At 52.9% G+C, this 9,876-nt stretch carries 7 protein-coding genes; 3 read left to right on the forward strand and 4 right to left on the reverse strand.

Annotated features, from left to right (window positions below; all coding sequences use genetic code 11):
• Window positions 1-84 precede the first annotated feature (84 nt).
• The 4 genes from A9165_RS15720 to A9165_RS15735 form a co-directional block, all read right to left on the reverse strand.
• Window positions 85-1,515 carry a DASS family sodium-coupled anion symporter gene (locus A9165_RS15720; RefSeq protein WP_065956581.1) on the reverse strand — a complete coding sequence of 477 codons (1,431 nt, stop codon included), beginning with the start codon at window positions 1,513-1,515 and terminating at the stop codon, window positions 85-87.
• Window positions 1,516-1,525: 10 nt separating this feature from the next.
• Complete coding sequence (locus A9165_RS15725) at window positions 1,526-2,515, reverse strand: porin (protein ID WP_065956586.1); 990 nt, start codon at window positions 2,513-2,515, stop codon at window positions 1,526-1,528.
• Window positions 2,516-2,678: 163 nt separating this feature from the next.
• Entirely contained in the window at window positions 2,679-4,052 is a 1,374-nt protein-coding gene (locus A9165_RS15730) for a sigma-54 dependent transcriptional regulator (protein WP_065956582.1), read from the reverse strand.
• 3 nt (window positions 4,053-4,055) lie between these two features.
• Window positions 4,056-5,840, reverse strand: coding sequence for an ATP-binding protein (locus A9165_RS15735; RefSeq protein WP_065956583.1), 1,785 nt, complete (start codon window positions 5,838-5,840; stop codon window positions 4,056-4,058).
• A gap of 209 nt (window positions 5,841-6,049) precedes the next feature.
• Here A9165_RS15735 and A9165_RS15740 point away from each other — a divergent pair, with 209 nt between their 5' ends.
• From A9165_RS15740 to A9165_RS15750, 3 genes are all read left to right on the forward strand, one after another.
• Window positions 6,050-7,753, forward strand: a complete 1,704-nt coding sequence (locus A9165_RS15740) for a methyl-accepting chemotaxis protein (protein WP_065956584.1) — start codon at window positions 6,050-6,052, stop codon at window positions 7,751-7,753.
• 39 nt (window positions 7,754-7,792) lie between these two features.
• Window positions 7,793-8,182 carry a peptide-methionine (R)-S-oxide reductase MsrB gene (gene msrB, locus A9165_RS15745; RefSeq protein WP_065956585.1) on the forward strand — a complete coding sequence of 130 codons (390 nt, stop codon included), beginning with the start codon at window positions 7,793-7,795 and terminating at the stop codon, window positions 8,180-8,182.
• 133 nt (window positions 8,183-8,315) lie between these two features.
• A complete protein-coding gene (locus tag A9165_RS15750; protein WP_008610286.1) occupies window positions 8,316-9,767 on the forward strand; it encodes a glyceraldehyde-3-phosphate dehydrogenase in 1,452 nt (483 codons plus the stop codon).
• The last annotated feature ends 109 nt before the right edge of the window (window positions 9,768-9,876 follow it).

The raw sequence follows: 9,876 nt of genomic DNA on the forward strand, positions 1-9,876 counted from the left end.
AACCGCACGTACGGTGGTGTGAGAGGACGGCGGGAGTGATCCCGCCTCCTACTCGATTAGGTTGTATTGGAAGCTTAGGCTGGATTAAAAGCCAAACACCCAGCGCGCCAGGGTTAACGTCAGGACGCTGACCACCACTACCGAGAAGATATTCAGCGCAAAGCCGGCTTTAACCATATCGGCAATTCTAAGCTGACCGGACGAGAAAACGATAGCATTGGGTGGGGTTGCCACCGGCATCATAAAGGCACAACTGGCCGCAATGGCCGCCGGGATCACCAGCGTTAACGGGGTACCAGACATTGCCAGCGCCACCGGTGCCAGCAGCGGTAAAAAGCCGGCTGCGGTAGCGGTATTGCTGGTGATTTCGGTCAGGAATACGATCACCGCAGTGACCACCACGATCATCACCCAGAACGGCACATCACCCAGCAGGATCACCTGATCGGCAATAAAGGCCGCCAGCCCGCTTTTGGTGATCAAGGCGGCTAAACTCAGACCACCACCAAACAACATCAGAATCCCCCACGGCAGTTTTTTGGTTTCATCCCAGGTCAGGATGCGAGTATTCTTGCGATCCAGTGGCAATACCAGCAGCAACAGGGCTGCAGTCATGGCGATAGTAGTATCATCCAGTGGTAAGCCACTCCAGCTGGCCAGTAACGGCCGGAAGGTCCAGCACAGCGCGGTCAGCACAAAGATGGTCAGCACCGCTTTTTCACCACGTTGCATCCGGCCCAGCGTTGCCAGTTGTTGCCGGAATAAGCCTTTAGTTTCAACCGCAGCAACCTTATCAACCTGATAAGCGGCCCGGGTCAGCCAAAGCCAGCTGATCGCCAGTAAAATAATACTCAGCGGCAAACCTACCAGCATCCACTCGGCAAAACCAATCTGGATCTGGTAGTTATCGGCAAGAAAGGCTGCCATCAGTGCATTGGGCGGGGTACCAATTAAGGTTGCCAGACCACCGATAGAGGCGGCGTAAGCAATGGCAAGCAGCATAGCTTTGCCAAAGGCGCTGTCTTCCTGATCCTGATGTAACAGCTGCATAATCGACAGCGCAATTGGCAGCATCATCACCGCCGTCGCGGTATTTGACATCCACATCGACAAAAAGGCGGTGACCATCATAATGCCGCCGATCTGCTGGCTGGGCTTGCTGCCCACCAGCAACATGGTATGCAGCGCAATGCGTTTATGCAGTGACCAACGCTCCATCGCAATGGAAATAATAAAGCCACCGAGAAACAGGAAAATCAGCGGGTGAGCGTAAGGCTGCGCCGTTGCCGCCAGGCTATTCAGATTAAGTAATGGTGCAATAACCAAGGGTAAAAAAGAGGTTACCGGGATTGGCACCGCCTCACTGATCCACCAGCTGGCCATCCAGAATGTCAGGCTCAGTACCAGCCAGCTTTCCTGATTCATGCCAAAGGGTGCTGTGGTGAGCAGCGTGAGCAGCATAAAAGCCGGGCCAAGCAGTAGCGCAAACCACGGAGTTTTGGTAATCGTTGTCATGGTAACCTTCCTAGAAGCGATACTGTAAGCCAGCCACGACTGAGGTGTCCGTCGCGTCGGTTAACACCAGCTGTGTCAGATAAACATAGGCTTTGCTCTGGCTGTTAAACAGATAGTCGACGCCCGTGGTGTAGTGATTTGCGGCGCTGCGTTGCCGCAGGCTGGATGTATCCCGCCCCAGCTGCAGTTTAGGTACCCAGTTACCAAACGGATACTGCACACTGATATAACCACCGCTGCCACTGCGTTCGCCTTCTGCTTCTTCACTATATTGCAGTAACACCCCCAGCGTAAAGTCGGACAACTTTTGTTGCCAGACCAAACGACTGGCATCCAGGCCGTTTAAACTCTGTGCCCGGGTCAGGGTGATGTAGTAAGGCTGGCTGTTCAGGTTACGATCGCCATAGGCCAGGCTTACGGCTACACCATCTTTACCTTGTTGCAGCTCATTGTCCTGCCCCAGCACATAGGTAACAGAAAGTTCAAAGCCCGCCAGTCTAGGTGAGATATAGGTCAGACTATCTCCGAGCCGATCCTGTCCGGGCAGGATTTGGGCGATGTCACCGCTGGTCTCGTTGTATAAATCAACTAAGCCCTCACTGGTTTTCAGCCGGGTATCATTACGCCCGGCGATCAACTGGCCAAAGCCGCCTTTGATACCAACAAAAGTATTACGGGCAGAAAATGGCGTTTGGGTATTGGCCTCATCAAAGCCTCGCACATCGACTTCATAGGTAAAAAACGCGGTCAGATAGTCGTTCAGTTGCTGCTCGCCGCGTAAACCAAAGCGGCTAAAAGGCATATCCAGCTGGGTACCTTGCTCGGCATAGCGCATAAAGCCCTTATCGGTATGCGCCAGCTGCACTTCAGCCTTACCATAAAACTGGATCGCAGGGGCGGGCAGGTTACTGGCCTGAACCATGCTGATTGGCAGGGTACAGGCGGCCAGTGCGGCCAGGGTACGGGGGCGGATTAATTGAAAGATGTTGTCCTGTTGCATAGCTACCTCTTGCTCTGTCGTTATAATTAATTGCAACAGGGCTTTAGCAACTATGCTGCCAAGATTAAAAGCAAACAAATACAGTGCCTTGGGATTTTAGAGGTCAGTTTTGGGGTCAAATTTGACCCTGTAATCTGCGGCCTTGGGTGGAAAACCACCTAGCTTAGCTTTCGCTATCCTCGTCAGTCAGCTGACTACGCAGCAGACCATACTTGCGCATCTTGTCGTACAAGGTTTTACGAGGCAAATTCAGCGCCTGCATAGTGTCTTTAATGCTGCCCTTGGTGGCATTCAGTGCTTCTTCGATTAGCATTTGCTCGAAAAATGCCACCCGTTCACTCAGCCCCATGGCGCTGCCAAAGGTGTCGGGTAAGGCCAGGCCTTGCTGCGCAAATGCTGCCTCAGGTCCCAGTAACACAAAGCGTTCCGCCAGATTGCGTAGCTCGCGTACATTACCCGGCCACGGATGGGCCAGTAGCCGGTCGAGCTGGGCTTGCGTCAGCGCCAGTACCGGCTTGTGATAACGGGCGCTGGCCAACATGGCGAAGTGTTTAAACAGCAGCGGAATATCCTGCCGTCTTTGCCGCAGCGGTGGAATAGTGACATGCACCAGATTAAGGCGGTAATACAAATCCAGTCTGAAATCGCCGGTGGCACTTAACTCGGCCAGATTGGTTTTGGTGGCGGCGATAACCCGCAGATCCAGACTTTTTGCCTGATTGCTACCCAGCGGTGTCACCTTGCGCTCTTCTAAAACTCGCAGTAGGCGTACCTGAACACTGAGCGGTGTGCTTTCAATTTCATCCAGAAACAGGGTGCCGCCATTGGCAAACTCAAATTTGCCAATGCGCTTTTTATCGGCGCCGGTAAAAGCGCCGGCTTCACAGCCGAAGAGTTCACTTTCAATCAGCTGTTCCGGAATAGCGCCACAATTCAGCGCCACAAACTTTTGCTCACTGCGCGCTGAATTATCGTGCAAATAGCGGGCGACCAGTTCTTTGCCGCTGCCGGTCTCACCTTCAATCAGCACATCGGCTGGCGTATCCAGGATCAGGTCCAGTAACTGGCGCATCTGATCCATACCCGGGCTATCGCCAATTAATTGCACCCTGCCACGCCGGCTTTGCTGTAACTGGGCTTGCAAGCGCCGGTTTTGCAGTGTCAGCTGGCGGCTGGCGACAGCTTGTTGCAGGGTTTTTAGCAACAGGCTGTGATTGACCGGCTTCTCAATAAAACTATAGGCACCAGCCTGCATCGCCGTAACCGCAATACTGACATCGCCATAGCCGGTTAGCAAAATAACCGGCAGTTCGGCGTCGCGCTTTAAAATCGCGGCCAGCACACTTAAACCGTCCTGCTGCGGCATATTCAGATCGGTGACAATAACGCCGGCGAAATCGGGCGTCAGTTGGCTTAGCAGGCTGGCCGGATCGGTAAAAGTCCGGCATTGCCAACCTTCCAGACTCAGGCCCTGTGCTAAAGCATCCAGAATGCTGCTGTCATCATCCAAAAGCCAGACTTGCTGCGGGTTTGTCATGCGTTACTCCGTGCGGTAAAGCGGTAAAAATAAGGTCACCACGGCGCCGCCATCTGGATGATTAGCTATCTGTAAACTGCCATGATAGCTCTGTACGATTTGCCGTGAGATAGACAGGCCAAGGCCGAGCCCAGAGCCCTGTTTAGTGGTAAAAAAGGGCTCAAACAAATGGACCATCACATGCGGTTGGATACCGGGACCATTGTCATGGATCTGCAGGCAAGCCTGCTGCTCTTGTACGCTCAGGCGAATACTGAGCTGGCACTGGGGTAAACCTTCGCAGGCCTGAACGGCGTTACCAAGCAAATTCACCAGCACCTGCTCCAGCTGAAGCGGATCCACCTTAACGTGTGGTGCGGCCTGTTCCTCAAAGCTAATGCTGACCGCTTGCTGGCGCAGTAGCGGCTGCAGCAGATCCAGCGCATTATTCACCAGGCTCTGCAGTGTCACTACCCGGGGGGTATTGGCGGCCTTGCGGCTAAAGCCTTTAAACTGCTGCACGATATGATTTAAGCGTAGTAACAGCTGACTAAGTTTATCCAGATTGCCCGCCAGTTCGGTATGCTGGCCGCGGGCTAATAGCAGCTGACTGTTCTGTAAATAACTGTGCATGGCGGTCAGCGGTTGGTTTAACTCATGGTTAATGGACGCACTTAACTGGCCAATGGTTGCCAGCTTGGCGGCTTGCAGCAGTTGTTCCTGAGTTTGTCTGAGCTCTTGTTCTGCCTCACTACGCTGGCGGATCTCCAGTTGCAGTTGCTGGTTGCTCTGTTGCAGCGAAGCGGTGCGCTCGGCCACAGCCTGTTCCAGTTTTTGGTAGAGCTGGGTGCGCTGTAATTGTTGCTGGCGGCGGTTTCGCCAGTATTGTGCCGTTAACAGCAGCAGTGTTAACAGCAGCGCCAGGCTGATACTGTATTGCAACGCCTGAATCTTTAACGGCCGGGTTGGATGCAGCATCACCAGTTGCCAGGGTAGGGCTTGATGGGCTTTCTGGGCTACCGTGTACTCGGTACGCGGCAACTGACTCTGACCAGGCTGCTGCAGCAGCTGCCATAAGCTGCCTTGCTGTTTCACCGCCAGGGCCGGCAGTAGCATCCCCGGATGACGGGGCAGGGTCAGGCTTTGTTCACCCAGCTGCGATAAACGCCAGGCCGGATTATTGCTGGCAAGCACGGTATTTTCTTCATCGACCAGCATAAACAACCAGGGGCTCTGACCGGCGATACTCTGATAAGCCAACTCTAACTGATCAATATTCAGTTTGCTGGTCAGCACACCATAACGCTCGCCGGGCTGTTGTTGCACCAGATTAGAGAAATAGATGCCACGCTCTTTTGAGATCCAGCCCAGACCATAGTCTATGTAACTTTGCCCGGTGCGGATGGTTTCAGTGAAGTACGGCCGAAAGCCAAAGTTGTAATCGAGAAAACTGACTTCCTGTGCAAAGTTACTGCTTGCCAGCACCAGACCGCTATGGTCCATCAGATAGATAGAAGCGCTGCCACTGGCCAGATTAAAATCGGCCAGTAATTGACTTAAGGCACTTTTATCTGAATCCACAGCGGCTGAGAGTGCCTGTTTAAGCTCAGGGCGGGCGGCCAGACTCTGATTAAGCAGCGAAAAGCGAGCCAGTTGCTGCTCAATGTAGAGATTAAATTCAGCACCATGCCGAAGCGCAGTTTGCTGGGCCTGACTCAGTAAGCGGTTAAACAGCAGTTGGTAGCTTAGCAAGGTAAATAGCAGCAGTAACAGCAGGAGGCTAAGCGGGGTTTTTAATCGACTTGGCATAACACACTCAATCAGGGGGAGAGCCAGCCGGCTGTCCGCACAGGGTATCTGCCGCCGTACTATACCTGAAATGCGCTGACGGCTCTATGCGCTACAGTTTATTGTCGGTATTTATGCAACAACTTACTGTAATAGCAAAACTTATACGCGCTTTTGCCAGATGCAGCTATGCTTAACAAAAATACAAAAAATACGACAGGAGCAGGGCTATGGGATTTTGGTCAACCGCGGCGGGCCGCTTATTAATTGTTCCGTTACTGGCGTTAGCCGGTTTTCTGGTGATTGCTGCCGTGGCGCTGGATGCGCTGCAGCAACGGCTGACGGAAGGACGCGAACAACGGGTGGTGGCGGTGATTGATGTGGGGATGACCCTGGTTAAGCACTACCAGCAATTGGAAAAAAGCGGCGCCCTGAGCCGTGAGCAGGCACAACAGGCCGCATTATCGGCGATCCGTGCCATTCGTTATGACAAGGTCGAGTATATCTGGATCAATGATCTGGGGCGGCCCTTTCCGAAAATGGTGATGCATCCTACCGTGCCTGCTTTGGAAGGCACAGTACTGGACCGGGCAAGTTTTAATTACGCGACGTTAATGCGTAGCCCCGACGGTCGTCAGCAGCAAAAACTGAATAACCAAAACCTCTTTGTGACCTTTGTTGATACCATTGGCCGTTATGGCAGTGGTTTTGTTGAATATCAATGGACCAAGCCGCTACCCGGTGGTGGTGTTACCGAGGAGCGTTATACCAAGCTGTCCTATGTGATTGCGGATCAGGAGTGGGGCTGGGTATTGGGCTCCGGCATCTATATTGATGATGTGCAAAAGATGTTCTGGCAAACCGGGTTACGGCTGGCATTGGTAATAGTGCTGGTGATGTTACTGACCGTTGCCGTTTCGCTGTATATCCGCCGTTGGTTGTTGCGCCAGCTGGGTGGTGAGGTTGCCTATACCCGGCAATTGGTGCAACAGGTAGCGGCCGGTGATTTTAGTGCCAGCATTAGCCTGAAAGCAGGTGATCAGGATAGTTTGCTAGCCGCCGTTGCTGCCCTGGTTGGCCGCTTGCGTGAACTCATCGGTCAGCAGCGGGCTCTGGTGAGCGGGCTGAATCAACAATCTGAGGCGCTGGATAGTTCCAGCCAGCAAAGTCAGACCTTACTGCAACAGGTTATGGAGCAAACCACCCAGGTTGCGACCGCAGTGCACGAAATGAGCACCACCTGCGATGATATGGCGCGTAATGCGACTACGGCGGCACATTCGGCACGGGATGCCGATCGTGAGGCGGCTGCCGGTACTGCGGCTGTTGGTCAAACCTTACAGGCTATTAATCAGTTACAAAGCAAAGTGGAGCAGGTGGCAGCGGTGTTATCGGAGCTCTCCGACAGCAGTCAGCAAATCGGTGCCGTGACGGAGGTGATTGGCAGCATTGCAGAGCAAACCAACTTGTTGGCACTAAATGCCGCCATCGAGGCCGCCCGTGCCGGTGAACAGGGACGGGGCTTTGCGGTGGTTGCCGACGAAGTCCGCACCCTGGCCAGCCGTTCGGCCAGTTCTACTCAGGATATCAACAGCAAGGTGCAGGAAATTCAGCAGGATGCCGCCCGCGCCGTCAGTTCAATGCAACAAAGCCAGCAGGAAACCAGCCTGACCATCGCCCGTTCTTCTGAAGCCAGTAGCGCCTTGCAGCGTATCAATGGCGCTGTTGCTCAGATCACCGACGTCAATGACCAACTGGCCAGTGCTACCGAAGAGCTGGCGATGGTTGCCGGTGGTATTAACCAGAATATGGAGCAAATTGCCCAGGCAGTGCAGCAAACACATGAACAGGCAGCACAGTTGGCGGGCGCCAGTAGCCAGTTACGGCAAATGGCACGGGAATTAAATAATCTGTTAGCCGGCTTCCGCGTATAATAGTTTAAGTGAGAATTTCTGTGATGTGCTGAGGTACAGATGAAACTAACAGAACAGCAATGGCGGCAACGTCTGACTGACGAACAGTATCGGATCACCCGTTTAAAGGGCACCGAGTATCCGTTCAGTGGCGACTTGTTGCACCATACGGCTGATGGCACCTACCACTGCATCTGCTGTGGTACCGTGTTGTTTGATTCGGCGACTAAGTTTGATGCCGGCTGCGGCTGGCCGAGTTTCTATCAGGCGATAGAGGGTAAGGTCAGCTATAAACCGGATCACAGCCATGGCATGCACCGGATTGAAATTCTCTGTGCCGCCTGCGATGCCCATTTGGGGCATGTGTTTGACGATGGGCCCTTGCCAACCGGGCAGCGCTACTGTGTCAACTCGGTGTCGCTGCGCTTTCAACATACTACCAAGGTCTAAAAAATTCTGTAATTGTTGTGGTAGGCTTTCATAATCCATTACAATAGGCCGCCTTTCAAAACCGCTGTACCCTACATAAAAGCGGCCAAGGCAACTCCGATTAATTCATCTTATTGAAGTAAAAGGCCTGAACATGACCCTATCACACGCAGAGCAGTACCAGAAGAGCTGGCAGGAGCGCCAGGAATACGCCGAAAACATGTTGCCAATTATTGGCCGTCTGTACCGTAACAAAGGCATCGAAGTCGTGATTTACGGCCGTCCGCTGGTCAATGCTACCATCATCGATATCATCAAAGCGCACAAAACTGTGCAGCGTTTCGAGGGGCAAAAACTGCGGTTACGTGAAAGCTTCCCGGTACTGGAAGCAATCAGCAAGATGAATCTGGCCCCAGGCCGCGTTGATATCGGTAAGCTGGCTTATGCTTTCCTGTACAAAAACGTCGCGGAAGGTTTAACGCTGGAGCAGTATCTGGCCCGTGAGTTGTCACAAATTCTGGATCATGAAGATAAAGTGAAGCCAGTTGACGTGGTGCTATATGGTTTTGGCCGGATCGGCCGGCTGTTAGCCCGTCTGATGTTAGAGCGCTCTGGTCCAAGCGTTAAATTACGCTTAAAAGCCATTGTTGTGCGTGGCGGTAAGCAGGGCGATCTGGAAAAACGTGCCAGCCTATTGCGTCGCGATTCCATCCATGGTCCTTTCAATGGCAGCATTACAGTCGATGAAGAAAACCAGGGCATTAAAGCCAACGGTACCTTTATCAAAGTGATCTATGCCAATTCGCCGGAAGAAGTCGATTACACAGCCTATGGTATCGACAATGCGCTGGTGGTTGATAACACGGGTATCTTTAAAGATGACGTCGGTTTGTCGGTACATCTGAAGAGCAAGGGTGCGGCCAAGGTGCTGTTGACGGCACCGGCCAAAGGCGATGTGCCAAACATAGTGTATGGCGTAAACCAGCATATGATTACCCCGGATCGCACCATCGTATCAGCGGCCAGTTGCACCACCAATGCTATTACACCGGTATTAAAAGCACTGAACGATGAGTACGGTATCCGTAATGGTCATGTGGAAACGGTACACTCTTATACCAACGATCAGAACCTGATTGATAACTTCCACAAAGCCGAGCGTCGTGGCCGGGCGGCACCATTAAATATGGTACTGACCTCAACGGGCGCTGCCAGTGCCGTCGCTAAAGCGTTACCAGAGCTGAAAGGCAAGTTAACCGGTAATGCGATCCGGGTACCAACACCTAATGTGTCAATGGCGATTCTGTCGCTGAACCTGAACCGCGAAACCAGCAAAGACGAGCTGAACAACTTCCTGCAAAACACCTCTTTGTTCTCTGAACTGCAGGATCAGATCGACTTTACCAGCTCAACCGAAATCGTATCATCCGATCTGGTTGGCTCGCGCTACGCCGGTGTGGTTGACTCACAGGCGACCATCGTTGATGGCGACCGCTGCGTGTTATACGTTTGGTACGATAACGAGTTCGGTTACAGCGTACAGGTTACCCGGGTGATGAACGAAATGGCCGGCATTACCTATCCGACACTGCCTGTCGCCAAATAAGCTTAACCCGCCACTAAAAAACCCGCCTCGCAGCGGGTTTTTTTATCCACAGTACTCCGGTACCGGTAGGAGCTCAGAGGTCAGACTGGTACCGGAGAATAATATGAAC

It is taken from the genome of Alishewanella sp. HH-ZS, from assembly GCF_001704375.1.
GTDB lineage: Bacteria > Pseudomonadota > Gammaproteobacteria > Enterobacterales > Alteromonadaceae > Alishewanella > Alishewanella aestuarii.